Origin of the sequence: Lewinella cohaerens DSM 23179 (assembly GCF_000379805.1) — a bacterium.
Lineage (GTDB): Bacteria > Bacteroidota > Bacteroidia > Chitinophagales > Saprospiraceae > Lewinella > Lewinella cohaerens.
The window spans coordinates 1-24,131 of the sequence record NZ_KB903576.1 but is presented as its reverse complement, the minus strand read 5'-3'; the positions used below and the strand labels follow the sequence as shown (position 1 = coordinate 24,131).

The 24,131-nt window shown below is 42.8% G+C and carries 23 protein-coding genes and 1 pseudogene; 12 read left to right on the top strand and 12 right to left on the bottom strand.

The annotated features are described in order from the left end of the window. Positions 1 to 462: 462 nt before the first annotated feature. The 7 genes from A3EU_RS0123310 to A3EU_RS0123280 all read left to right on the top strand — a co-directional run bounded on the left by A3EU_RS0123310 (position 463) and on the right by A3EU_RS0123280 (position 7,523). A complete protein-coding gene (locus tag A3EU_RS0123310) occupies positions 463 to 1,776 on the top strand; it encodes an aminotransferase class I/II-fold pyridoxal phosphate-dependent enzyme (RefSeq protein WP_020538608.1) in 1,314 nt (437 codons plus the stop codon). 228 nt (positions 1,777 to 2,004) lie between these two features. After that, positions 2,005 to 3,102: a hypothetical protein gene (locus A3EU_RS0123305; RefSeq protein ID WP_020538607.1), complete on the top strand. Its 1,098-nt coding sequence runs from the start codon at positions 2,005 to 2,007 to the stop codon at positions 3,100 to 3,102. A gap of 486 nt (positions 3,103 to 3,588) precedes the next feature. Then, complete coding sequence (locus A3EU_RS0123300) at positions 3,589 to 4,677, top strand: YHYH protein (RefSeq protein ID WP_020538606.1); 1,089 nt, start codon at positions 3,589 to 3,591, stop codon at positions 4,675 to 4,677. A gap of 161 nt (positions 4,678 to 4,838) precedes the next feature. Then, positions 4,839 to 5,147 carry an EF-hand domain-containing protein gene (locus tag A3EU_RS0123295; protein ID WP_020538605.1) on the top strand — a complete coding sequence of 103 codons (309 nt, stop codon included), beginning with the start codon at positions 4,839 to 4,841 and terminating at the stop codon, positions 5,145 to 5,147. A 119-nt stretch (positions 5,148 to 5,266) separates the two neighbouring features. Further along, complete coding sequence (locus A3EU_RS0123290) at positions 5,267 to 5,893, top strand: DUF6702 family protein (RefSeq protein ID WP_020538604.1); 627 nt, start codon at positions 5,267 to 5,269, stop codon at positions 5,891 to 5,893. Positions 5,894 to 5,920: 27 nt separating this feature from the next. Then, on the top strand, positions 5,921 to 6,913 hold the full coding sequence (locus A3EU_RS0123285) for a YHYH protein (RefSeq protein WP_020538603.1): 993 nt from the start codon (positions 5,921 to 5,923) through the stop codon (positions 6,911 to 6,913). Then, positions 6,906 to 7,523 carry a hypothetical protein gene (locus A3EU_RS0123280; RefSeq protein WP_156825878.1) on the top strand — a complete coding sequence of 206 codons (618 nt, stop codon included), beginning with the start codon at positions 6,906 to 6,908 and terminating at the stop codon, positions 7,521 to 7,523. Before A3EU_RS0123285 ends, A3EU_RS0123280 begins: the two co-directional genes overlap by 8 nt. A gap of 22 nt (positions 7,524 to 7,545) precedes the next feature. On the opposite strand, the gene A3EU_RS0123275 is transcribed toward A3EU_RS0123280, so the two are convergent. The 4 genes from A3EU_RS0123275 to A3EU_RS0123260 all read right to left on the bottom strand — a co-directional run bounded on the left by A3EU_RS0123275 (position 7,546) and on the right by A3EU_RS0123260 (position 11,862). Beyond that, complete coding sequence (locus tag A3EU_RS0123275) at positions 7,546 to 8,418, bottom strand: hypothetical protein (protein ID WP_020538601.1); 873 nt, start codon at positions 8,416 to 8,418, stop codon at positions 7,546 to 7,548. 60 nt (positions 8,419 to 8,478) lie between these two features. Further along, positions 8,479 to 9,483, bottom strand: coding sequence for a PfkB family carbohydrate kinase (locus tag A3EU_RS0123270; protein WP_020538600.1), 1,005 nt, complete (start codon positions 9,481 to 9,483; stop codon positions 8,479 to 8,481). A gap of 24 nt (positions 9,484 to 9,507) precedes the next feature. Next, a complete protein-coding gene (locus A3EU_RS0123265; protein ID WP_020538599.1) occupies positions 9,508 to 10,554 on the bottom strand; it encodes a polysaccharide lyase family 7 protein in 1,047 nt (348 codons plus the stop codon). A 72-nt stretch (positions 10,555 to 10,626) separates the two neighbouring features. Then, positions 10,627 to 11,862 carry an Nramp family divalent metal transporter gene (locus A3EU_RS0123260; protein WP_020538598.1) on the bottom strand — a complete coding sequence of 412 codons (1,236 nt, stop codon included), beginning with the start codon at positions 11,860 to 11,862 and terminating at the stop codon, positions 10,627 to 10,629. A gap of 364 nt (positions 11,863 to 12,226) precedes the next feature. Between A3EU_RS0123260 and A3EU_RS35605 the strand changes: the two genes are divergently transcribed. Further along, positions 12,227 to 12,601, top strand: a complete 375-nt coding sequence (locus tag A3EU_RS35605) for a universal stress protein (RefSeq protein ID WP_083937547.1) — start codon at positions 12,227 to 12,229, stop codon at positions 12,599 to 12,601. Beyond that, positions 12,526 to 12,750: a T9SS type A sorting domain-containing protein gene (locus A3EU_RS33710; RefSeq protein ID WP_071596870.1), complete on the top strand. Its 225-nt coding sequence runs from the start codon at positions 12,526 to 12,528 to the stop codon at positions 12,748 to 12,750. The genes A3EU_RS35605 and A3EU_RS33710 overlap by 76 nt, the downstream gene beginning before the upstream one ends. 94 nt (positions 12,751 to 12,844) lie before the next feature. On the opposite strand, the gene katG is transcribed toward A3EU_RS33710, so the two are convergent. After that, positions 12,845 to 15,073: a catalase/peroxidase HPI gene (gene katG / locus A3EU_RS0123250; RefSeq protein WP_020538596.1), complete on the bottom strand. Its 2,229-nt coding sequence runs from the start codon at positions 15,071 to 15,073 to the stop codon at positions 12,845 to 12,847. A 221-nt stretch (positions 15,074 to 15,294) separates the two neighbouring features. Between katG and A3EU_RS34630 the strand changes: the two genes are divergently transcribed. Further along, positions 15,295 to 15,687 carry a hypothetical protein gene (locus tag A3EU_RS34630; RefSeq protein ID WP_020538595.1) on the top strand — a complete coding sequence of 131 codons (393 nt, stop codon included), beginning with the start codon at positions 15,295 to 15,297 and terminating at the stop codon, positions 15,685 to 15,687. On the opposite strand, the pseudogene A3EU_RS35400 reads toward A3EU_RS34630, so the two are convergent. The 3 genes and pseudogenes from A3EU_RS35400 to A3EU_RS0123235 form a co-directional block, all read right to left on the bottom strand. After that, positions 15,660 to 15,887: pseudogene (locus tag A3EU_RS35400) on the bottom strand (helix-turn-helix domain-containing protein); the annotation flags it as partial. The gene A3EU_RS34630 and the pseudogene A3EU_RS35400 sit on opposite strands and share 28 nt — an antisense overlap. A gap of 134 nt (positions 15,888 to 16,021) precedes the next feature. After that, positions 16,022 to 16,525: a hypothetical protein gene (locus A3EU_RS0123240; protein WP_020538594.1), complete on the bottom strand. Its 504-nt coding sequence runs from the start codon at positions 16,523 to 16,525 to the stop codon at positions 16,022 to 16,024. A gap of 29 nt (positions 16,526 to 16,554) precedes the next feature. Continuing rightward, positions 16,555 to 17,508: an SDR family oxidoreductase gene (locus A3EU_RS0123235; RefSeq protein ID WP_020538593.1), complete on the bottom strand. Its 954-nt coding sequence runs from the start codon at positions 17,506 to 17,508 to the stop codon at positions 16,555 to 16,557. A gap of 269 nt (positions 17,509 to 17,777) precedes the next feature. Between A3EU_RS0123235 and A3EU_RS0123230 the strand changes: the two genes are divergently transcribed. Beyond that, on the top strand, positions 17,778 to 20,207 hold the full coding sequence (locus A3EU_RS0123230; protein WP_020538592.1) for a helix-turn-helix domain-containing protein: 2,430 nt from the start codon (positions 17,778 to 17,780) through the stop codon (positions 20,205 to 20,207). An 85-nt stretch (positions 20,208 to 20,292) separates the two neighbouring features. Here A3EU_RS0123230 and A3EU_RS0123225 read toward each other — a convergent pair whose 3' ends face one another. The 3 genes from A3EU_RS0123225 to A3EU_RS0123215 form a co-directional block, all read right to left on the bottom strand. Then, on the bottom strand, positions 20,293 to 20,844 hold the full coding sequence (locus A3EU_RS0123225; protein WP_020538591.1) for a GNAT family N-acetyltransferase: 552 nt from the start codon (positions 20,842 to 20,844) through the stop codon (positions 20,293 to 20,295). A gap of 127 nt (positions 20,845 to 20,971) precedes the next feature. Beyond that, complete coding sequence (locus tag A3EU_RS31560; protein ID WP_020538590.1) at positions 20,972 to 22,654, bottom strand: aryl-sulfate sulfotransferase; 1,683 nt, start codon at positions 22,652 to 22,654, stop codon at positions 20,972 to 20,974. A gap of 250 nt (positions 22,655 to 22,904) precedes the next feature. Next, positions 22,905 to 23,456 carry a MarR family winged helix-turn-helix transcriptional regulator gene (locus A3EU_RS0123215; RefSeq protein ID WP_020538589.1) on the bottom strand — a complete coding sequence of 184 codons (552 nt, stop codon included), beginning with the start codon at positions 23,454 to 23,456 and terminating at the stop codon, positions 22,905 to 22,907. 110 nt (positions 23,457 to 23,566) lie between these two features. On the opposite strand from A3EU_RS0123215, the gene A3EU_RS0123210 reads away from it, so the two are divergent. Beyond that, a complete protein-coding gene (locus A3EU_RS0123210) occupies positions 23,567 to 23,893 on the top strand; it encodes a hypothetical protein (protein WP_156825877.1) in 327 nt (108 codons plus the stop codon). A gap of 30 nt (positions 23,894 to 23,923) precedes the next feature. Here the strand turns inward: A3EU_RS0123210 and A3EU_RS34880 are convergent. Continuing rightward, the coding region (locus A3EU_RS34880) for a hypothetical protein (protein ID WP_044086491.1) at positions 23,924 to 24,131 on the bottom strand (208 nt) is incomplete at its 5' end.

The window sequence follows — 24,131 nt, the reverse complement described above, 5'->3', positions numbered from 1 at the left end:
TAACAATCAACCAACAACCATTTAACCGNCCTCTGGCCCCATCCCCGGCCCTTCCCATTGTCTAAAATGGCTTCGTTTCGGGATCTTTTTGACAGGGGAAGGGAGGCGCGATGCGCGGGTTTGTTTTGGGGTTACCACTCCTCCCTTTTATAATGAATACGTGATATAGGCGAAGGTGCAACCGACGACGAACTGAGGGTTTCCAATCAACCATCTAACAATCAACCTTCAACAAACTATCGAACTATCGAACTATCGAACAAATTTATGGGCCTCCGCCTACCTTCGGTGGCGTCAGGCTGTCCGTCCTTTCAGTCCTACCATCCTTAGTCCCTGCGCGCTCCGCTTACCGCGCTCACCTGTTCGGTTCGCATATTAACTTGCTCCTGAAAATATCCGAAAAGAAATCAGAAAAGTGTGCTTTGTATTTTGTTTACTTTTGATCAAATAATACAGAACAATATGGATCATCAAATCAGCAGCTTGTCCAGAAGAGGCCTCGCCTCCGCCGAAAACCCAGCAAGGATAGATTTTGAATTATTCATGGAAGCCAGCCAAAATCTATATTGCCCAGATAGCAACCCTGATGGTGCATTCCCTTTGAACGTTGCCGAAAACACCCTGTCTACATCAACTATAAAGGCACGACTAACCTCTATTCTACAGCAAAATGAAATGCCCGATTGGGTATTGAACTATACCGACCTTTTAGGGCATCCGGAGGTTCGAGCCGAAGTTGCTCAATTTATGGAACACTACCTTTGCAAATGCCCCATTGATGCAGATACCATCGGCTTCTCTGCGGGGGCCTCGGCTATTATAGAGGTCAGTTCATTTGTCCTGGCCAATCCCGATGATGTGGTAGTGATTCCCGCCCCCGCCTACCCGATGTACACCAACGACCTGGGCCTGAAAAGTGGCATGGAACGCTACGACCTTCAGACGCATTACGACATAACAGAAATGGGTTCTGAAGCCCCCGTGACACCACCACATCTGGATAAAGCCTGGGCAGACCTGAAAGCTCAAGGCAAGTGCTTCAAAATACTATTGATCACTTCTCCCGACAATCCAACTGGTTGTCTGTACACCAAACAGCAATTACGCCAGCTGGCAGATTGGTGCATAGCCCGTAAGGTCCATATGATTGTCAATGAAATCTATGGGCTTTCCCTGATTAACACAGATGACCAGGACTTACGAAATGACTACTGTGAAACCACTAGCTACGCTTCTTTCGCCACCATCATGCACGAATCAGAGAGTGATTATCTGCACTTGTGGTATGCTTTTTCTAAAGACTTTGCCATGTCTGGACTACGGTTTGGCCTGATACACTCTCTGAACAAATCATTAATAGCAGGCCTTGGCAATCTAAATATCCCTCACCTGGTGTCGAATATTACACAATGGATCGTAGGAGCAATGTTAAAGGATACCGACTTTATTGAAAGCTATATTCGGGAAAACAAAGTGCGTCTTAGTCAAAGTTACAAACTGGTGATAGGAGCCTTAAGAAAAACAGGTGTCCCTTATGTTCCTGCCAGAGGAAGCTTATTTGTGTGGGCCGATTTTTCTAAATTTCTAAAAGAAAATAGCGACAAAGGCCAAGAAGAACTTTGGGTTGACATTTATAAAAACACAGGTGTACTGCTGACACCAGGTTTAGGCTTTAAGCATCAAAAAAAGGGGCTTTTTAGAATTGTACACACCGCAGTACCCCTTGCCCATTTGGAGGTGGCGATGGATAGGATGAAGGATTATCTTCTTGGGTGAAGGTTAGGATGTATCCAAGGTCAAAACTCCTCCTGTTCGTAAGCATTTATCATTTCCTACTTAACTTTTCCACAACACTAATATTTAAAATATAAAATTACTTACAACCTAGAAATAGGAGTCACATTACACCGAATATAAAAAACACGCAAAATAACACAGCATCTCTTATCATTTAAAAATGGTTTTGTATTTTTGGTATCCACTAACAACCTGAAACCTTAATCCATGTACAAAAAAATCAACACCTTACTATTTGTTCTATTCACCATTTCTAATATAAATACGCAAACCCCTGACACAGGACAAGCCTCTAAAGTAGAAAAGCCAGACACGGTACAAATCTCAAAAGATGCGGAGAATACAACTATCACATGGGGAGATAAGAGCATTGTGCTATTAGGTGATACACTAAAAAGTATTCCTGAACTTACATTGTCGCTTGGCTTTAATTTCGACTTTTTAAGCGGAGTTAAAAGTAACGATTTATATGCAGATGTAAATGCGGACATTCCATTTCTATTCGCAGCTGAAAAAGTTAAAAAAAAGCCTGAAAAATTCATAAATCAACTAGGAATAGAAGTCGGAGCATTTCAATTGAGAACGATTTCGAATATAGAAGATACTATTCTTACTCAATACAGGCTCACTGAACCAGATTTAGAAGATGGAGAATTGGTTGGAATACATTTCATCACTGTCAATACTGAAAATTCTGCAATAATCTCAAGAGACAACTTAGGCTTATACTTCCAGCCTAAATGGACATTTCATTACAAAGAATCAAAGGACTACTTATCCAGAGTTAGTCTCATTGGACATTGTGAGTGGTATAGAAGTGATATTGAATTAAATTATACATTTAGTACTATAGCATCTAGAGACACTTCCTCTACTGCTCCTGAAGAATGGCCTCGACCATATGACACTGTCGAAGAAATTCCTAGTTTCCAAGGCAGTATCATCCAGGAAAACTTAATAAACGTAGGAGTTGGTCTTGATCTTTTATTAAAGAGACCTTCTGGAATACTTCAGTTTAAACCAATAGTAGGAATTAATTCAATATCTATAAATAAAAACCCTAATAACTTAATTGATGACCTTGATGAAGTAGCAATATCAAGGAGAAGGTTATTTTATATGGTGCAGGCTGAATTTATTGAGCAAAAGGTACTTGGGTTAAAATTAGCTGTTGAAATTAGAGGATTCGGAGCTCCTGACGCTTCCAATGTCGTTGGTAGAATAGCGGATCTTCCACAATTTTCCGTTTCACTTTCTAAGCAATTTAGCTTAGAAAAAATAGCCGAACTATTCACCACAAAATAATATCCTAACGCCTCCCCTAGCCTCCCTATACCAGGAGTACTTAATAAGGTATGTCAATAGTTTCTCCTAACAATTAAGACCTGGCCTTTAGCCCAATTCCTATGGCTAAAGGCCAGGTAAGAATAAGTGTATAGTTTGTTTGCAGAAGCCAATGCAGCTTCCCCTTCCCCCCTGTCTCTTGTATATCCAATGCCACCAACCATAAAAATCTCCTCTCCCCCCGCAGGATTCTAAAAAGAGTGTAGTCTAAAGAGAAACCAATCAAAAACGTATTGGGAAATTTCATTTGATGAAAAACGAATAACTCAAATGAAAAAAATGAAGGCTTGATGCTTCCTAAGTATTGCGCAGAAAATAAAACACGATTTTTTACAAGGCTTTCAAATAGTTACCCCGCTTAAAATGAACCGCTTGGCCAACTATTGTGAAAGCCAAAATCGTGTTTTTTTTTTCGTGCTGTCCCCAATACACACTAAAAAACGACAAATGAAACATTCTCTTTTCCCTTTTTTTGCTATCCTAATGGGGCTTTCCATTGTTCTCTTTTCTTCTTGTGAAGAAGATGATATGCCTTGTACAACATCTACATGGTATCAAGATGCCGACGGTGACGGATTAGGCAATCCCGATGTCAGTCTAAGTGACTGTGAACAACCCGATGGCTATGTCGCCGACAACACAGACACCAATGATGCGAGTACCGTTTTAGCTGTTGATCCTTCTTATTTTACAACAGCAAATGCGAATATTACCGTAACGACAGTTACCTGTACCCTCTCTGACGGAACTGAAACCAATTGCTATCAAATCGTCACGAATAGCGCCCCTACAGACCACCAAATGGGGCCATGGTGCCCAGAAAACATCTCCGATGATGCAAGTGCTGGAGGAATATGGTTAGAAAATGGTGAAGTCTATGATGTAGACGGCGCGTTTGTCGAAAACATGGCAACCTTTTACAGCGATGCTACCTGGAAAATGTATGATGCCAATGGCGATATTTATATCACGGAAACAGAAGAAGACTGTATCAATGCTGCAAATCCAAACGTAGGAGCCGAATACGAAAACTTCTGTGTAGAGTGTCTTCCTTCCTATATCACCGACCTTTCACAAACCTATTTAATTCCCATAACACCCGTACAGCAAAGCACCCCCGCATTTTTTGCAACAGGCCCTGGTGGACCTGGTGACAACGTCCCCTCCACTCGTGGAATAGCACTAAACGGCATTGAATATTCTGCTCCTGCCCCTGTAAGTAATATCCTTGGCGCATACACCCTTGCTCCATTTGACGACGCTGGTGGCCACATCAATGTACACCAGGGCTATCACTACCACGCAGCTACAGGAGTGAGCTTTTCTATTGCGCAAAGTGATGGACATGCCCCACTGATTGGCTATGCACTGGACGGTCAGGGTATCTACTCCCGCTTGGATGACAATGGAGATGAGCCTACCGATTTGGATGACTGTAGAGGTCATTACGATGAAACCAGAGGTTATCACTATCACGTGGATGCCGCTGGTAATAACAACTTTATTAACTGTCTTCAGGGTGCGTACCCAAATTAGTTGAAATTCAATCAACCTTCCCCGAAGGATTTTGAGAAAATAACGGTCTAAAGAAAAAACGAATTAATAACAGATTATTGAAACGTTGCCTCTTTCCACTTAATCCTAACCATTGGATTAAGCCTGGTAATTCTATTCAAAAAATCAAATAAAAAACTTAGATGAAAAACTTAATCATTGCCGCCCTTACCATGCTTTTAGCAGTCGGATGTGGCTCCCAAAAAACAGCAACAAGTACTACTGAAGGTACCACTCAAAGAAGGTCTCAGCAAGGAGGACCTCCAAGTTTCGCTCAGCTTTTGACAGAAATGGATGCCAATAATGATGGTAAACTGTCAAAAAGTGAAGCGACTGGCCCTCTTCAAAATGATTTCTCGAAAATTGATAGTAATGGCGATGGGTTCATCACTCAGGCAGAGGTAGAAAACGCCCCCCGCCCACAACGAGGACAAGGCCCTCCTAGAGGTTAAAAAACCTTCGAGCACAAGCTAAACTAAAAATCGCAAGCGATGAATAGCACGCGGTTTTTGGTTTAGCTTGACTTCACACACAAAAGGCCAGAAAAGAAAACTAACTAAAAACGAAAACCATGAATAAATTCTTAATAACGCTGTGTGTATTGTTTGTTTCCATAGGAGCCAAAGCACACCAGCCAGATCTTTCCTCTACGATATTAGTAGAGCAAGGTGAAAATCAATGGATTCTCCAAATCCGTGCCTCTTTGACTGCTTTCGAGTATGAGGTAGAAAAACATTTCGGGGAATCTTCTTATGCTTCGCCTGAAGAGTTCCAGGCCTTGGTCATCAAGCATGTGCAAGAGAACACTTCCATCCTTTTTAATGGAACTAATGCTGCTGTTTTGCAAAATGGCCAGGTGAAACTAGGTCACGAAACAAGCGTAAGCTTTGAAGTAAAAAGTACCCCTGAGGACTTTCAATCCCTGGCGGTAAAGAACAGTAGCTTTAGTGATATTTCACGAAACCAAGGTGCCTTAATTGTACTCAAAGAAGGTTTCGCAAAAGACCAATTCATCCTAAACAATAGCAATGAGCATACCGCCAAACTAGAGGTTCGCGATGCGAAGTTTGAACTTATTACACCAACTCAAGAAAAGGCGCAATTCCCTTTTTTAATTCTTGCAGGTGCTTTGCTAGTGTTGTCGCTTATTTATTTCGCTTTTAAAAAACGGAAAACATTCCGTCTTCAAAGGGCTTAAGAGTCTCAAAACCACAACCCAAAAAAAATGAAACAATCCACCTATATATTAGGGTTCTCCCTATTTCTTTCGCTTTTGTTACTAACGTGCAATACCGATGATGAAGTCATCGTAGATATTCCAACAGATGAAGCCTTTTTGATTACCGAACCACTATTCAATAGTAGCTCTTTGGTTTCATTCGAAATGATTACCGCTACCTTAGAAGATGGTACTTCGGCCGAGTGTTTCCAGATTACGTTTACAAGTAACCCTGTTGAAAATGGCCCATTTTGCCCGGAAACGATTAATGATGTTGCAGGAATGGGCTTTTATGATGGCGCTACCAATCCTGGATTAAGGTTTTTTGCAGCAGAGTTACTGAATGATATCGAAGCTGACGGTTACAATATGGTCAATGCTGATGGCACCGTAAACATTGACGATTTTACAAGTGGGGCACCTAGCCTCGATCAATCCTACTGTTTGGCCGCTGCAGCGAATGATAATCTTCTGCTAACTTTTATCATCCCTGCTGAGCCCAAATTGGCCAACACTAATAATGTTATTTCAGAAGTAGAATTAATAGGCCTTTCCTTGGATGGTATTCCTATAAACGGAGATCCTCCATCTGCGATAAACGGCCCTGCCATGGGCGGCCCCGGTGGCGGTGGATCAGAAATAAATTTCCCTTCCCTGGATCCCTGTGGTGGCCACCACGACCCTGCAGGTTATTACCATTGGCACTTCATCCCCGAAGTCGTTAATCAAGTACTGGAAGCAAACGGGATTACAGAAATAGCTTGTACCAATGTTACGCAGACTACTGGCGTACAATTGGTCGGTTTTGCTAAAGATGGATTTCCAATCTATGCTTACGCAGCTGAACCCACCGATTTAGATGATTGTGGTGGAAGAACAGCTGAGACGGATGAATACCCTGATGGGGTATATCACTATGTAGCAAGCACCACCCTTGCCGCAAATGTTCCTAAATGTCTAAAAGGCGTCGCTGCAAATAACTCTTTCCGTTATGAATAATCTATTGATAAAAATAATGATTAGTGGGCTGATTCTTGTAATCAGCCCATCTTACGCTTTGGGGCACAACCCACTATCAGCCAGGTATCACCTTGAAGTTGGGGAGCAAGCAAGTTTATTGACCGTCAACCTCAGCCAGGATGGTGTCAACCAAGCATTGCTACAAACACATGACCAACAAGAACTTGAGGGCATGGACCAAAAGCAATTTGAAGAATTGATTGTTGATTACGTGAAACGTAATTTCAACTTATCAGTAAACAATCATGAAATCACCTTGCAAAAAGGCGGAATAAAGCTCGGCAGCCATCAAACAGACCTAAAGTTTGTGCTTCCCGCTTTTATAGAACAGATCGAGCATATTGATGTCGACATTCCTGCTTTTAATGAAAATAAAAATCATCAAACCATTTTTTCCTACAACATAGCCGGAAGAGCAGAACATGTTATTTTAAGCTTGAACAACAACTATAAATCTTCGATAAACTTTCAAACAGCAGCAGCTGAGAATAATTACTTATGGCTTATTTCGCTTGGCGTAATAAGTTTAATTGTAATAGTCCTCATGAATACGAGACTTAGCCGTACAAGTTCTTATTCTCCTACCTAGGTCTACTTTTGATACGAAGGCACTAGTTCGGAGGTGCCGTCAGTACAACTCCAGCCGCCATATACAGATCATCGTAGCGCAAGCCTCCGTTGCCATAAGGGGCATCGGCAGGGCCTGTGTTACAGTTGGTGAGAAAGTAAATGAGCGGAAGCTCCCGCTGCATTCGGAAATCGGCTCCAATGTACACGCACTGCTGGTGAGGAAATTCATCGCCTCCGCGAATGTAGACATCATAGGACTGCCCTCCTTTGGATGCCCTTTCGTTATTCACAACATACCAGACCTCGTACCAGGTATTGGTTTGCATCGGATTGGCCGTTCTGCTGGCCTCCTCGTTGAAAATTCTAGCGTACCCTCCATTCTTACGCACCATCAAAGTACCATCGTTTTGGGTACCATCGGATTCGTGCTTGTCGGTCACACGCAGGCTTGGTTCCAGTGCATTGTAATCCTGGAGATTAATCTCTTCTGGTGCTAGATTGCTCAAGCCGAATACATGGTTATTTGGAAAATACTCGACATTGATCCGGGTATAAAAGGTGTAGGTCTCCCCCACTTCTACCGCAACAGGTAATTCCAGGTAACTGAGCGCCTTGCGATTCCCTACGACCCCTTCAGCAGCAGGCTTTTTTATCAGATAGCTGTTTTGTCTATCCTCTTCGCTACGCACTTCCGTGACTTGCGGATGCTCAACCCTTGGATCAGTATCGTTTTTTGTATCTGCCAGCGTCCAATGTTCCCAAGTATCAGACGACTCAAAATCATCGATCTTGATCCACTTCGTAGCTGTAGTAAGCGCAGTCGCTTCACTGTCTTGGGATTTCGCCTGCGTAGCAATTGAGCAGACAAGGAAAACAAGCCCCAATAATTGAATTGATGTATTTGTATGTTGCATAGGGATTACTGTTTTTAAACAGAAGAAACATAATACCTGAGCGCAGTGCCAAAGCCCAACCTACCTTTTTATTGCTCCGGAAGTATCACCTTCCATTAAGTCTATTACATTTTCCAGGGACACCAAATTTACATCCCCAGGAACGGTATGTTTTAGCGCACAAGCAGCTGAAGCAAAATCCAAAGCTTGCATATCATCTTCATAATGCAGCAACCCATAGACTAGGCCAGCAGCAAAAGCATCCCCGGTGCCTACACGATCGATAACGTGGGTGATGTTTAACCGCTCCGTTTTAAGATACTCCTCTCCATTCCACATTTTACCCTGTATTTGCTGATGGGAAGCGCTTACAGAAGTTCTCGTTTTGCCCACTACCTTCTTAATTTTTGGGAAAGTGTCCATTAGCGCTTTGGCTGAAACCCGAAATTTAGAATCTAGATCACCAAGCCCAAACATTTCACGAATACCACGACGGCTGGTAATTACAATATCACAACTTTCTACCAACGCTGGCATAACCTCTTGCATGGTTTTCCCATACTTCCACATATTTTGGCGCGAATTAATATCCCCAGAAACGGGTATACCCATTCGATTTGCTGTTTTGATGGCATCAAGGCAGCACATGGCGGCCCCTTCCGAAATGGCGGGAGTAATCCCTGTCCAATGGAACCAGTCTGCGTCTTTGAGGACGTCTTCCCAATCGACCATCGACGGTTCTATTAAAGAGAAAGCAGACCCTACCCTTTCATAGATTACCTCACTAGGCCTGTGAACAGCTCCTTTTTCGAGAAAATACTTGCCCAACATGGCCCCACCGTACAAAACATGCTCCGTACTCAACCAATGATGACGCAAAAATTGAGTCGCCGCTTTTCCAAGCGCATTGTCCGGAAAACGGGTCACGTGGGCTGCTTTCATACCAAGATAGGCACACGAAATTGCTACATTCGCCTCACCACCTCCATAAACAAGATCGAAAGAAGTTGCTTGCGCAAATTTTGCATAGCCCGGCGGAGACAAACGCATCATTACTTCTCCAAATGTTACTACTTTTTTAGCCATCATATAAGTTTTATTAGAGCTTGTTTATTCCTGAGTAGGAGCTGTTCCCGGACCAACGGACGATGCCCTGAACCACACTTCGGTGTAGCTACCGTTAGCATATTGTTGGTTTACATCTCCATCAAAAGTTGCTGCGCCAGTGCTCCAAACCATATTCGTCTCAGGAGCTCTGCCATTGGTTTGATTATACGCTCCTTGTTTGAAGAACTGTGCTTCTCCCTCGTAAGCATTTGCCTTTTCTGTTCCATCACGGCCTATCACACTATACAAAGTCAAAATCTGCTGAGGAATATCAGATTTACTTACATACTCCGAAGCCAGAAGGTTCTTCGTGAATGTTTTCGTTTCGTGCCCCTCACTTTTAAACGTAAGGTACATCATGCCTTCATAGACGTTAACTTCATAACTAAACTCCTCCCCTAGCTCAATACCGTCTTCAGGCGCTGCGGGGTAAGTATCCGGAGCAGTACCGATCACCGACATATCATGCCCCCATACCGCCGTTGAAAAATCCCATCTCCCCGAATTATCACCTTCGGTATTGATTTCGTAATTCCAGAATACAGAACCCTTTGTATGTCCTGGGAACTTTTTGTAATAGATTTTTAATGGCTCGTTTTCGTGCCCATCTCCGCTGTGAATTTGCCCAACAACGACAGAGTAAGATGCAGCCACCCTGGCGTCACCAGAGGTCGAAACGTGCATAACCTTTAAAGTGCCCGTCAGTTTCCCGCCAATTTCAGGTGTCCATCTCTCCTTTTGGCCCAATTCCGTCCTTGTGTTGTGGGAATTTGGGGAAGTAATGCCACCATTAGGCGCTTTATAAACGACCCATTCGGTGCCATCATTGGCCGTATAAAAATAGTCCTTATGCTCAAAATCCTTTAAATCTCGGCGGCTCTCTCCATTGCCTAGCAGAATCCCCCATTGGTCTACCGAAGGTAATACATCACTGGGATACCGAGTCTCGCTTTCGGAAGTACTCTCGGCATCCTTGGTGGCTTCTGCCCCGCAACTTATTATGGAGATACTCAGTACCGACAGAAGAAATACACGCATCAAGATATTCATAGTAATAATATTTTTCAGGTTAGGCACCGTAACTTGGGCTTCAGCCCGAGCTACGGTTTAATAATAGCGGTTCTATCCAAAAATGTCCTTTAATCCATTGACCATAATGATAATGGAAAACACAAAAGCACCAACCAGTATGATGTTGGTAAGCCAACGCCCTGTAGGTAGACCAGCATTTTTGCGGTTCCACAAAACCAGGAAACTAACCACCACCATCGGCAGTGCAAAAACATTAAAGACCTGGGTAAATATCTGTCCTTGAATTGGATTAAAACCAAAAATCGGCACACTCAGTGCCAAGATGCTTGCGATCCCGGTAATCACCTTAAACCGCGTTGAGGTGACATCCAGTTCCCCCGAGTTAAAATCCCCAAGCATCAAGGGAACAATCATCATACACGGGAAAATAGAAGAAAGCCCCGCACTCAATGTTCCTGCAAAAAATATGCTCACCGCAAATTTCCCAACGGATGGCTCTAATGCTTTAGACATATCCAAAACGTGGGTTATTTCCGTTCCTGTGCCATACAGGCTACCACTTGCTACGGCCATAATCGACCCACTGATTGTAAATATCAATATCGCAGCAATGATCGAATCATTTTTCTGTGTTTGAAAATCGTCCTTGGTCCAGCCTTTACCTTGAATAAACAAGGGTCGTGATACGAAGGTAGCAGACGCCATGGTGGTTCCAACGAATGCGGCAATTAAAATACCTGCACCTTCAACTTCAGGTATTTTAGGTACCAATCCACGAATAATATCTGCCGGAAGCGGGAAAACAAAAAACAGTGTAAACACAAATGACAGGCCCATCATGGTGACAAAAAGCGCCAGGACTTTTTCAAAGATGGTATAACTCCCTTTAATTAGCAGCAAATAAAAAATACCGATGATTAGTATTGCTAGCCCTAAAACCACTGCATACTTTTGCCCCTCGAGGCCAGGGAAATTAAGTACTAAAATTTCAAAAATGACATTCGATGTAATCCCTAAAATCCCGATCAAAGAATTCCATTGCCCTATCCCGACAGCCGCTATAATAGCGATCGCAATGCCCTTCCCCATTGGAAAATGCTTTCGAACGGCATAAAGAGCCGTCTCCCCTGTTGACAGATAATAACTACCTGATACATAAATAAGTACCCCTGAAAAAAGGCAACTAAAAAACAGTACCCAAAGCAAGTCCATCCCATAATTGTTTCCGGCAACAATCATTGCGGTAACACTACCCGTACCAACAGTATATCCTATGGCGAATATGCCCGGCCCGAAGCTAAGTAAGGCTTTAATTAACTTTTTCAAATTATAGGTTTCAAATTGTGATTCTCAATAAAAATGAGTCTTGACGCCTCGTAATATACTCTTCCGAAAAGTCAAATTGGACAGGTATGAAATGATCGCCATTTCAGCCGGAGCATTTGGCAACCGCCTGGTTCAATCTATCAAGGTCATCCAATTTATAATTTTCTTGTCGAAGTATCCTAAAAGTACGCTACGATAATACACCGACCCAATTCCATTGCCTTGACTTACTACGCCTCAAAAAAGACTCAGGTGGCAAGAAATTCCGCCAGCAGAGCTTCAAAAAGATGTTTATGAATACCTAAAAATGCCTAACTTTAATCAGTTAGCGAAATAATAAAAACGCGTTTTTACAATAGCCTAAATAAAAAATATACTCCTACCTATCTCGTTTTCAGAAACCTCAAGAAATGCGCTACACCATGCTCATTTGATTGCAAAACAATATGACGCTACACTAAACTTGCTGCACTATTATGCCTCCCAAGATTATAATAGAGTCTATGATTTTGGAACATTAGATTATGATAAAGGCATCAAAAGAATGTTGCTAAATTTCTACAAAACAACCATTGGAGGCCTTAATGAGCATCCGATCAAACTCTTAGCCTATCCTGGTTCTGTTTCTGTTGCTGATCAGCAGCCCTCTCCTCTGTTAAAGGTTTGGCCAAACCCAGCGTCCAACATCATGTACCTGGATTTAAAACAGAAAACGAAAGCAACCTCAGTGCCAAATTGATCAATCCGACAGGGCAGGTCGTTCGAGTATACAACACCTTACAAACAGGAGTCAATGAACTAAAAATAAATGGTTTGCCCTCCGGTGTTTTCACCCTCGTGTTATCTTCAGAAGATCAATCTTGGTCGCAGCGAGTAGTGGTTTATTAGCTGTTACGCAGTAGTTTGCGCTTACAATACAAAATAAAAGAGGTGACCTGTTTCCAGGCCACCTCTTAAATATATTACAAATGTCTTTTGACATTTACTTCAAGTCAAAGCGATCAAGATTCATCACCTTATTCCATGCTGCCACAAAGTCCGTTACAAACTTTTTCTCTCCATCACCGCATCCATAAACTTCTGCGATAGCACGAAGCTCTGAGTTGGATCCGAAGATCAGGTCAGCGCGAGTACCAGTCCACTTGAGGTCACCCGTCTTGCGGTCATGGCCTTCGAATACATACTGATCATCCGAAGTTGCTTTCCAGGTAGTGCCCAAATCGAGTAGATTCGCAAAAAAGTCATTGGTAAGTGCCTCAGGACGCTTGGTGAACACCCCGTGCTGAGAATTATCAAAGTTCGTGTTCAATACACGCATACCACCTAAAAGCACCGTCATTTCAGGAGCCGTTAAAGTCATCAACTGTGCACGGTCTACCAGCATTTCTTCTGCTGTAGTTTGATATACAGGCTTGAAATAATTACGGAATCCGTCTGCTCTCGGCTCTAATGGTGCAAAACCTTCCACGTCTGTCTGTTCCTGCGTAGCATCGCCACGACCAGGGGTAAACGGTACAGTGATATCATGGCCAGCATTCTTAGCCGCTTTTTCTACACCAGCACAACCTGCTAAAACAATCAAGTCGGCCATAGAGACCTCCTTCTTGAAAGCAGCTTTAACGCCTTCCAAAGCTTTCAGCACTTTTGCCAATTGAGCGGGGTTGTTAGCCTCCCAATCTTTTTGTGGAGCCAAACGAATGCGTGCACCATTGGCACCGCCACGCTTGTCAGAGCCACGGAAAGTAGCGGCAGAAGCCCAGGCTGTACTTACCAACTCTGATACCGACAAGCCAGTAGCCAAAATCGTTTCTTTCAGCGCTGCAACATCATTATCGTTGATCAATTCATGCGTAACCGCAGGAATCGGGTCTTGCCAGATAAATTCTTGTGTAGGTACTTCTGCACCGAGGTAACGAGCAACTGGCCCCATATCGCGGTGCGTCAGCTTGAACCAAGCACGAGCAAACGCAGCAGCGAACTCATCTGGATTGGCCATAAAGCGTCTCGAGATAGGCTCGTAGATAGGATCTAACTTCAACGCCATATCTGCCGTAGTCATCATCAAGGCTTCGGTCTTAGACGCATCGTGGGCAGAAGGTGCCATACGAGCAGCAGAAGCTTTTGTAGGCGTCCACTGGTGTGCTCCGGCCGGGCTCTTGGTTAATTCCCATTCGTAATCAAACAACACTTTGAAGTAATCATCATCCCACTTGGTAGGGTTAGGCGTCCATGCGCCTTCAACACCACTCGTGATCGTATCATTTCCGTGCCCGGTACCAAAGCTATTTTTCCAGCCTAAGCTTTGCTCTTCGATACTCGCTCCGGCAGGTTCTCTTCCTACATATTCATCTGGGTCAGCAGCACCGTGTGCTTTACCAAAGGTGTGTCCGCCAGCCACTAGTGCTACCGTCTCTTCGTCATTCATAGCCATCCGGCCGAAGGTCTCCCGAATATCTACCGCCGAAGCAAGTGGATCAGGGTTTCCGTTAGGCCCTTCCGGGTTTACATAGATGAGTCCCATTTGTACGGCACCCAGTGGGTTTTCCAGTTCCCGGTCGCCGGTATAGCGCTTATCGCCTAACCATTCGGTTTCTGCACCCCAGTAGACATCTTCTTCTGGCTCCCAAATATCTGCACGTCCACCTCCAAAACCGAAGGTTTCAAAGCCCATTGACTCCAAAGCACAGTTGCCTGCCAGGATCATCAAATCTGCCCAGGAGATTTTATTGCCGTATTTCTGCTTAACGGGCCATAATAGGATACGTGCCTTATCCAGGTTGCCGTTATCAGGCCAACTGTTGAGTGGTGCAAAGCGCTGGCTACCAGAACCACCACCACCACGGCCATCAGAAATACGGTAAGTACCTGCACTGTGCCATGCCATGCGAATAAATAATGGCCCGTAATGACCATAATCGGCTGGCCACCAATCCTGAGAGTCCGTCATCAGATCATAAAGATCTTGCTTTACTGCAGCCAAGTCTAAACTCTTAAACGCTTCGGCATAATCAAAATCTTCGCCCATCGGGTTAGACAGCTGAGAATGTTGACGAAGAATATTCAGTTTCAATTGGTTCGGCCACCAATCACGGTTAGAAGTGCCACCGCCTGCGCTGGCTTTGGTCTCTCCGCCCATAAATGGGCATTTATTTTCACCATTTATACTATAACTTCCACCTGTTGGATGGTCTGAAGGCTTATTAGATTCCATTGGGATATTTTTTAAGTTGTTTGATAAATCAAAATTACGATAATTATCTCCTATAGTGTTTATTCAAGTATAAGAAAAACTTATACTCACAATTACACCTTTTTCTCCTCATAAAATACACTCAACTGCTCAAAGAAGTTAACAACAAAACGAAGAAAAGTCTTACTTTAGAACTGTTCTAAGGTAGCGCGATAAACGATCAACCGCTTTAACAAACGACAATGGATATACAAACCTTAATTGACCATAAAAAAGAAGGGCATTCCCCGTTATACCTAACCTTACTCTACCTGGATTTCATTGCTCCTTTGACAGGAATAATAAAGGACCAGAAGGATGCGCTACACATAGCATTCGACAAACATGAAGGAGGAAAACATAGACAAATATTCCTGCGAATTAACGATATCATCAACAACTGGATAAAGGATAGAGCCTACAATTCGGAGGCTTACTTCATTGATTTATTGGCCATAGCTGGCATCAAAGGCACTTGGATATCTTACCAAAATTTTGAATTAAATGACCTTGAGCATCACTTTCCAAAATCCGGTTTCTTTGTTGGAAATAGTTCTTCAGTTTTAGATAGCGCACCGTTAGTAAAGTCATACTGAGTTCGCCCGTAGGTTAAATCGCCCTTGACAATTTTCTTAAAGCTAATGGTGTAGCAATCGTTGATTATGGGTGGTGAACTCTCTTTCGGACAGGGTAAAAAACCAGCGCCGATTGCCGTAAATACACTCAACATGGGGTGCTCCGGGCGTGGAAGCTCCAGGTAATCTAGGTAAGATGATAGTGTTTCAAAATGCTGCATCTTATTTTTTTATTTCGTTTTCTACGAATAAATATTGCGCAAAAAATAAATGGAGCCTTCTTTTGGGTTTTTCAAATAGCTGACACGCTTCAAATGAACCGCTTAGCTAGCTTTTTGAAAAACGTCGGCTCAATTTATTTTTGTGCTGTTTCTAACAATTGTTTCTGGTACACATCAATTCTGGCGTGGGCAGTGCCGTCAATCAACAAAATAACTACCAACATGGCGATGGTTGTAATCATGCTTGCGCGCCAGATAGGTGCCTTGACAAAGAAGATGACGAGGGCACAAGCCGCAATTATTAAGGGAATGGCGGTAAAAACAACGTTTTTATACTCCCTTAAGGTAGCTTCCGTACGCTCCAATTCTGATGCTATAAAAGCCGAGGCATCCGTATTATAAGCCGTTTCAAATTGCGTAATCCTTGATTTATTGGTAAAAAATAATCCAAGTCCAATAATCAACAATAATGTACCAGCCACCAAAGTGGGGATGATGTAGGCTTTGGCTATCTCGGTTTTACCCAATTGCCAAAATCCAAGACTTGTGACCATAAATATCACTCCGAACAGAATAAAAAATGGGGTTGAAAAAAGTTCGGCTTTAGCCCAATCTGTTGCTGCTTTTAAAACATCCATGTCTTCCTGTTTTATTTAGGTGCTCAAATTTATAGATTCCACTCTAAACCTGTTGCCTTTTCCGATACTTGCCACAACTTCTCTGCTGCATGCTTATCTTTTGCGTGCGGCTCTAATTTACATTCGCCGACCGGGCCAGTCCAATAATTTCGTCCTGTAGGACCATAAAAACCAGCTTGGTCAAGATTTGGTTCTGTGGCACACATCAACATTGGATAAGCACCTTTTTCAGCCGATTGCACCAATGGAGACAACTTCATGAGTTGCCATACGAACCGCGTCATTAAACTACCGCTTGTTTTGATGAGCGAAGTAGAGGAAGCTCCTGGGTGACAAGCATAAGCTTTGACATCTGTCTTGCCCGCTTTTTTTAGCCGGTCTTGTAATTCATAGACCGTCATAATTTGCGCCAATTTACTTTGGCTGTAAACATCATTAGCACCATAGTTCTTGTCCCAGTTCATATCGTCAAACTGAATGGTTTTAATACCTAAATTATACCCCATACTTCCTACCGTCACAATACGTCCTTTCGATGCTTCAATTCGAGGGTAAAGTAGCGCTTGTAGTAAAAAGTTACCATAGTGGTTTACACCAAGCTGGCTTTCAAAGCCATCAACGGTAAACGTTTGTTTTGGCACTTGGGCAATGGCAGCGTTACATATCAATGCATCGATTTGAGGAACATTCTTAAGAACTTCCTCTGCAGCGTTCCTCACCGAAGCTAGTTCTGCCAAGTCCATACGTATATTCGTTACCTCTATATCATTACCAAGCTCTTGTTTCAAAGTGGTTATGGTGGCTTCTGATTTTTTCGTGTTACGGTTTAGCATCACTACTTTTGCGCCCTTTGATAGCAATATTCTTGCTGCTTCAAATCCTGTACCACTTGTAGTACCTGTTATAAGGTATGTTTTACCTTTAAGAGACCCGATTCGATCAGGCGTCCAACCCTTTTCTCCAAATTGGTTTTTAGTACTCATCTGTCCTTTTTTGTTTTTAAAAGAATAAGACAAAGGTCGGTATATTGTTGCGTTGACGTCTTATACGCAATTCCGAATAGTGTATACTTTTTGGTTTTCTGTAGCTATTTACCGATCTTAAAGTGGTTTAGCTCCGCTCCTTCTTAAACTATAGTCCTTTTTGGCCCCTCAAAAGATATTGCTAATATGCTTACTTCCCACTCAAATAAAACACTTACTTTGCTCTCCTACTTTAATGACATTAGTTCGATACGAATATTTCGCTTTCTATGGAAACCAATCCTGAGCTGGAGCTGGCCTTCGAGTACATTAGCCAGACCAAACGCCATGTTTTTTTAACGGGTAAAGCCGGTACAGGTAAAACTACTTTCCTGCATCGGGTCCGTCAGGAGATTCCCAAGCGGATGGCGGTGGTAGCACCTACCGGCGTGGCGGCTATCAATGCAAAAGGGGTGACCATTCACAGTCTGTTCCAGTTGCCTTTTGGGATGATGACGCCCGATGAGATGAGGTTGGAGATTGGTAAACGCAGGTTTTCGCGTAAAAAAATAGACCTCATCAAAGGGCTTGACCTATTGGTTATCGATGAAATCAGCATGGTCAGAGCCGATATCCTGGATGCCGTAGATGCGGTACTCAAACGTTTTCGACAAGCCAGCACCCCTTTTGGTGGCTTGCAGCTGCTCATGATTGGTGATCTCCATCAATTACCACCGGTCGTAAGGCCCGACGAATGGTATCAAATGCAAAGCCACTATCCTACGCCTTACTTTTTTGGCAGTATCGCATTGCGGCAAGCGGCACCAACGGTCATTCAGCTGACCCACATTTTTCGGCAATCGGATAGCCAGTTTATTGAACTACTCAATAAAGTACGCAACAACAATATTGATCCCACTAGCTTGGAAACCCTCAACCAGCGGTATCAGCCCGACTTTAGCCCAGCCGAAGACGAAGGCTACATTACGCTTACCTCTCATAACAAAACGGCACACCAAATTAATACGAAAAAGTTGCAACAGCTGGCGGCACGCGAACACACTTTCAAGGCCGTTATCGATGGAGATTTCCCTACATCGATGTACCCCAACGAAGAGCAGATTGTCTTGAAAGAGGGCGCACAGGTCATGTTTAATAAAAACGACAGCTATCCCGACAGGATGTATTACAACGGTAAAATTGGGGTGATTACCGATATTTTTGGCGACCACATCACGGTAGAATGCCCCGACGAGGAACCTATCGACGTTTATCCTACCATCTGGGAAAACCGTAAGTACGAACTCAACCCTAAAACCAAAGAGATAGAGGATAAAGTGGTAGGCACTTACGAGCAACATCCTCTCAAATTGGCCTGGGCTATTACCATTCATAAAAGCCAGGGCCTGACCTTCGACAAAGTCATCATCGACGCACAAGCTGCTTTTGCGCATGGTCAGGTATACGTAGCCCTCAGTCGTTGCAAAACCTTTGAAGGTATTGTGCTGCGGACGCCTATCGATTCGGGCAGTGTACGAACCGATACGGTCGTGCGCAATTATTCGGAAACGACGGCAGCAAACCAGCCTACCGAAGCGCAATTATTCGCCGATAAGCAGTTGTATCAAGCCGATTGCTTACGCGAATTGTTCAACTTTTCGGTGGTCGAAAAGGCGGCTCGCTGGTTGTTGCGCGCGTTGCTGGAACACGAAAGAGCTATTCAGGGCGACGGCCCGGAACAGTTTAAAATACTGTTGCAGGAAATGGAGGAAAAGGTATTTACGATTGGCAATAAGTTCCTCCCCTGGTTGGAGATTTATTTCCGTGAAGGCGGCCTACCCACGGAACACGAAAAGTTGGCGGAACGCCTGGAAGGAGCTGCGCTATATTTCATTCCCTACCTGAGCGACCAACTGCTGCCCACACTGCAATCATTCAATGTACTTACCGATAACCAAAATGTCCGCAAACAGGTCGATGTGCGACTGTATGACTTACGGCTGCTGGTCTTCACCAAGTTGCGCTTGTTTGAAAGTATCCATACCGGTTTTGATCCTACCGCATACATCAAAGCCAAGGCCAATGCCGAGATCGATTTTGGCAAGAAGCCGGACAAGCAACCCAAATTGTCGGGTATTCCCAAAGATCTGCCCCACCGCGAATTATATTTACAGTTGGTGAAATGGCGGCAAGAGAAAGCCGCAGAAAAAGAGGTGGCGGCCTATACCATTGCTGCCAATAAAACGCTACTGGAAATTGTCCAGGTATTGCCCACCAACGGCAAGTCGTTGTTGCGGGTGGGTGGCTTTGGCAAGAAACGCCTGGCCGATCATGGCGAGGCCGTGCTGGAAATGGTGGCCGCTTATGTACAGGAGCATCAGCTGGTAACCGATCTTTTGGATTTTGCCTCTACTGCTGCTAAAGCGCCTCCCAAGCCCGACACCAAAAAGTTGACGCTCGACCTGCACCTAGCCGGAAAAACGATCGCTGAAATTGCCGCTGAACGCGAACTGACAGAAGGAACCATCAGTGGCCACCTGGCTCATTGGGTAGGAACGGGCGATTTGCCGATTACCGTTTTGGTCAGTCAGGCGGAAATAGACCTCCTTTCGCCCTACCTTTTAGCACATCCCGACCTCAGCCTGGGAGAGGTATTTCGGCATTTTGAGGAAAAATACAGCTACGGTGCTTTGCGAGCAGTGCGGAAGCTTTTGGAGTGAGAGTGGGCCGTTTTTTTTCTCCAAAGAAAATCACTTTTGTGGGATTGTCGTCCTGTACTTTGCTGGGCGTTTGTTATTTGATCTCTCATATTGTGTGTTCGGCTTTTTTTATTTTTGAGTAAATGTCCAAACTTATAAAGTTCCCATTTTTAATTTCACATTCTTTCATTGTCCCTTCGTATTTAAAATCAAGTTTTGCCATTGCATTTTTACAGTTCACATTGTCCGATTCGACAAAACCTTCGATTCTATGTAGTCCTAATTTATCAAATCCATAGTTACATATTAATGGCATTGCTTTGGTCATAATTCCTTTTCCCCAAAAGTCGGTCAGTAACCAAAATCCGATTTCCGCTTTTTTATGTTCTCTACTCAAATCATTAAGTCCACCTGCACCGTAAAAAGTTTTATTATCTAATGAACATACGGCAAACCACATTCCCGTTCCTTCTTTCTCAAGGTTAGCAAACCAATTCATTTGCTCATTTGTTGCTTCCAAACTGTCAAAACTAACTCCGTAATGTTTAATTATGTCAGGATGGGAAAGTCCTTTGAATACACATTCGATATCACTTTCAACAAATGGTCTTAGCAAAAGTCTATTGCTTTGTATTCTTATGCTCTTCGTGTTATTCATTTTCGTTAAATATAATTTTTCAGTTTCTTGTTTTAGCTGATAAACAACGTTTTTCGTGTATTCAGCGTTCACCAAAAAGAACAAGCAGACCGGACATTGGTAGAATACGGTACGGCTCCTGACTTTATCACCCTCCGAACAAAACTAATTTTCTACTAAAACCTTCTCCTTGCGCTGTAAGAATCTGTACGAAATAAACCCCTTTCAAATCATGGGGAAGCTGAAAAGTTTGCTCTAAAGCATTGATTTTTTCTTTTCGATAGAATCGGCCATTAACACCAACTATAAATAATTCTGCTTTTTCATTTTGAGGATTTAAAATCTTTAAACTCTTCTCTCCAGGAAAATACTGAACATCTATGGAGAGCTCATTTTGCTCTAATTCTTCTAAGCCTACGAAAATCTCGCAACCAATAGGATTCTCACCATTTTCAATGGTTGCACCTGGGGTTAAATCAACACCTTCAAATCCAAGATAATCAGACGGATATTTATAAGCCCTAAAATTAGCATTGTTATTAACGTTGCCTCCCTGAGTCGCTGGAGAATCACCGAAGAGTGGAACCTCATATTGCCAAACAGTATTTCGATCAGGATCAATCTCAAAAATTCTTCCTGGTGAACCGGCATTGATTAAAGTGTTTCCATTAACGAGGCGTTGAGCGTTAGACATATAGGCTGAGTAAAAATCTTCCCCAACCTGATCTCCATAAATCCACTCTGGCTCTTCCGGTCCGAAAGGATTGGGGTCTGAGATAATATACCCGCTATTGGCATCCTGTGGAGGAATCAGGATTTCTGTGGTAGAATAATCCGTTCCTGGCCGGCCGTTCCCATTATTGAAAAGCATTATTTTTCCAGCGTCAGTCAAATCATCCCTGATCCAATGCGCGCCATGTTGACCAAATAGTTTTTGGTCATTCACTTCCCCACGCTCATAGGCTGAAGCGTTACCCCATCGGTATAGAATATCTCCACCACGTCCATATAAGCCACCTTCATGAGAAGCTGCTTCGGCAGTCGTGGTTGAGTGATCAATGATCCATATTTCATCTGAATTTCGTACCGAAACCAGAATCTGATCCAGGCTTTCATTATAATCGATCGAATTGAAATGATTCCAATCACGAGTTGCGTTGGAATTGTTGCTATTCAGGTCAGGTAGATTGATATTAAATAATTCCGGGTGGTCCGATATCACACCATAATTTTGTTTTGAAGCATCAAAATTCTGAATGTAATGGTCTTTAATTTCCCATTGCCAAATGACGTTTATATCATTGGAACTGACCCGTTCGATTTCTACAATTTTCTCTGACCACATGTAACCTTCAATTGCGATTTCGTTTGGGTCACGGCCCAATTCGATCAATTCATCGGTATAAACTAATTCCCAGGTCAACATTAGTATATTCCCATTCGGCATAAAAACAGCATCATGATGAGTAAGCGCTGTGGGGGTATTCCATTCATAATGCCAGACGGTATTATTGTCCCAATCCACAAGTTCGAGGCCTCCGGCATTGCTCGCTGATGTAAATGGCCCTTCCAAAGCTGCTTTATAAGTTCTCAACATCAATCCATTTTCAAGAAAATAGGCAGAAAGCCCGGGACGTGTTCCTCGGTCCCATGAATTGATAAGCTGCCCACAGTTGTCTACCATCCAGGCTTTGGTACCTGAAAAGGGTGAGAAAAGGGTATAGCCCTGAAGACTAGATTCATCATTTTGAAGTGTACCAACCGTTTGTGTAGTCCCCTGGAAGGTAAAAAAGATAGTAGCAAGGAAAATTGGTATTAATCTATAATTCATAATCCTTTAGGAGTTTTTACTATAATACTTAGTAGTGTATTTCATGTAAGGCTGCATGCTGTAGATTAAGCTGCAATTCGCTACTTAGTTTGGAAGCTCAACTTGCATAACCCGAAATCCAAAAAAACAATTCTCAACTGTTTTGTTCATTGGTTTTTCTCACTTGCCGCTAACGGTTGGTGTATGTGGCGTTGCCGACGTTTAGGAGGCATGGACATCATAGCCTTTGTTGTGCCTCGTTTTCAATTTTTCACTCAATTAACTTATCTAAAATTCCACTAACCTGAACTTTTTCATTGAGATTTAACGGCTCAGTGAATTTAGAGAAAATTAAATCAATTTTTGGCTTAATTTTACTCAGTTCTCTAATGCCGCTTTTAGTTATTTTGATTCTTTTGGCTCTCCTGTCGTCTTTGTCTGGAAATTCTTCGACAAACTTATTCTTTATCAGTCGCTTAATTATTTCTATTCCTGTTGGGGCTTCAAGATTATGTAACTCCACAATTTCCATTTTTCTGAAGCTTTCTTGAAAGTCTAAGTGTAGTAGAAAGCTATATTCATCGATAGAGGAAACATTCGATTCTGACAGAACGATTTTAGTCTGTTTTTTCAATGCCTTGTTCAAGTACATCAATTTAAAGGCTATTAACAATTCATCGTGTATCGAGTGTGTTACTTTATTTCTGCTTGTAAACAATTCGTTGTTGAGCCAAATTGTAAAGTCTTCAATTTTATCAGAAGAGTGTTTCTTTTGATACTCCTCGATATACGCTATTAATTCCTTGATTAGTGTGTAATCCATTATATCAATTTGCTTCTAAAATGAATAAAATTACAAAATTTACTGTGTATTTGAAGTAATATTGTATATTTGCATCGAAAACATAACAATAAGCTTAAATTGCAATGAATATGAATAATCCAACGTACACTTTTGTATCTGTTTCAACTGCCAAACCTGGTAAACTTGAGGATTTGGTTGGAATTGCCAAAAGTCCAACGATGAAAATGGACAAAAAATCTGATGGTCTTATCGCATATCAAGTCAGTGTTGATAAAGAGAGAAACTCCGTAGTTGTATGGGCAACTTATGATAAAAAAGAAACGCTTTACAACTTTCTCCAAACTGAACAAGGCAAGGACGACCACGGTGAAAATGAGGACATGGAAAGTATTATCGAATCATTCGTAATGTACGACCTTGAACCTGTTAGTGGAAGGCTTCTGCCCAAAAAGTAAATTCTATTTCAACAGAGTTCTTTCGTCTTGTTAGAACTCTGCTTTTTTTCTTAATGAGGCACAACGTTTTTCGGGACATGCGAAGTTCGGAAATTTTCGGCTCTGCCGAAAAAATTTTTGAATTTCCGCATGTCCCGTGTTCATGGTCATTAAGCTAAGCGCTACCTCGAATATAAAGATTATTCTGATCTTTATAAATGACTCAACAACTCTTCCACTATTTAAAAGCTCTCCGGCG

What these genes read in the sequence shown, in the direction of transcription:
- A3EU_RS0123310 (WP_020538608.1), top strand. Translation starts at nt 463, where the DNA reads ATGGATCATCAAATCAGCAGCTTGTCCAGAAGAGGCCTCGCCTCCGCC.
- A3EU_RS0123305 (WP_020538607.1), top strand. Translation starts at nt 2,005, where the DNA reads ATGTACAAAAAAATCAACACCTTACTATTTGTTCTATTCACCATTTCT.
- A3EU_RS0123300 (WP_020538606.1), top strand. Translation starts at nt 3,589, where the DNA reads ATGAAACATTCTCTTTTCCCTTTTTTTGCTATCCTAATGGGGCTTTCC.
- A3EU_RS0123295 (WP_020538605.1), top strand. Translation starts at nt 4,839, where the DNA reads ATGAAAAACTTAATCATTGCCGCCCTTACCATGCTTTTAGCAGTCGGA.
- A3EU_RS0123290 (WP_020538604.1), top strand. Translation starts at nt 5,267, where the DNA reads ATGAATAAATTCTTAATAACGCTGTGTGTATTGTTTGTTTCCATAGGA.
- A3EU_RS0123285 (WP_020538603.1), top strand. Translation starts at nt 5,921, where the DNA reads ATGAAACAATCCACCTATATATTAGGGTTCTCCCTATTTCTTTCGCTT.
- A3EU_RS0123280 (WP_156825878.1), top strand. Translation starts at nt 6,906, where the DNA reads ATGAATAATCTATTGATAAAAATAATGATTAGTGGGCTGATTCTTGTA.
- A3EU_RS0123275 (WP_020538601.1), bottom strand. Translation starts at nt 8,418, where the DNA reads ATGCAACATACAAATACATCAATTCAATTATTGGGGCTTGTTTTCCTT.
- A3EU_RS0123270 (WP_020538600.1), bottom strand. Translation starts at nt 9,483, where the DNA reads ATGGCTAAAAAAGTAGTAACATTTGGAGAAGTAATGATGCGTTTGTCT.
- A3EU_RS0123265 (WP_020538599.1), bottom strand. Translation starts at nt 10,554, where the DNA reads ATGAATATCTTGATGCGTGTATTTCTTCTGTCGGTACTGAGTATCTCC.
- katG (WP_020538596.1), bottom strand. Translation starts at nt 15,073, where the DNA reads ATGGAATCTAATAAGCCTTCAGACCATCCAACAGGTGGAAGTTATAGT.
- A3EU_RS34630 (WP_020538595.1), top strand. Translation starts at nt 15,295, where the DNA reads ATGGATATACAAACCTTAATTGACCATAAAAAAGAAGGGCATTCCCCG.
- A3EU_RS0123240 (WP_020538594.1), bottom strand. Translation starts at nt 16,525, where the DNA reads ATGGATGTTTTAAAAGCAGCAACAGATTGGGCTAAAGCCGAACTTTTT.
- A3EU_RS0123235 (WP_020538593.1), bottom strand. Translation starts at nt 17,508, where the DNA reads ATGAGTACTAAAAACCAATTTGGAGAAAAGGGTTGGACGCCTGATCGA.
- A3EU_RS0123230 (WP_020538592.1), top strand. Translation starts at nt 17,778, where the DNA reads ATGGAAACCAATCCTGAGCTGGAGCTGGCCTTCGAGTACATTAGCCAG.
- A3EU_RS0123225 (WP_020538591.1), bottom strand. Translation starts at nt 20,844, where the DNA reads ATGAATAACACGAAGAGCATAAGAATACAAAGCAATAGACTTTTGCTA.
- A3EU_RS31560 (WP_020538590.1), bottom strand. Translation starts at nt 22,654, where the DNA reads ATGAATTATAGATTAATACCAATTTTCCTTGCTACTATCTTTTTTACC.
- A3EU_RS0123215 (WP_020538589.1), bottom strand. Translation starts at nt 23,456, where the DNA reads ATGGATTACACACTAATCAAGGAATTAATAGCGTATATCGAGGAGTAT.
- A3EU_RS0123210 (WP_156825877.1), top strand. Translation starts at nt 23,567, where the DNA reads ATGAATAATCCAACGTACACTTTTGTATCTGTTTCAACTGCCAAACCT.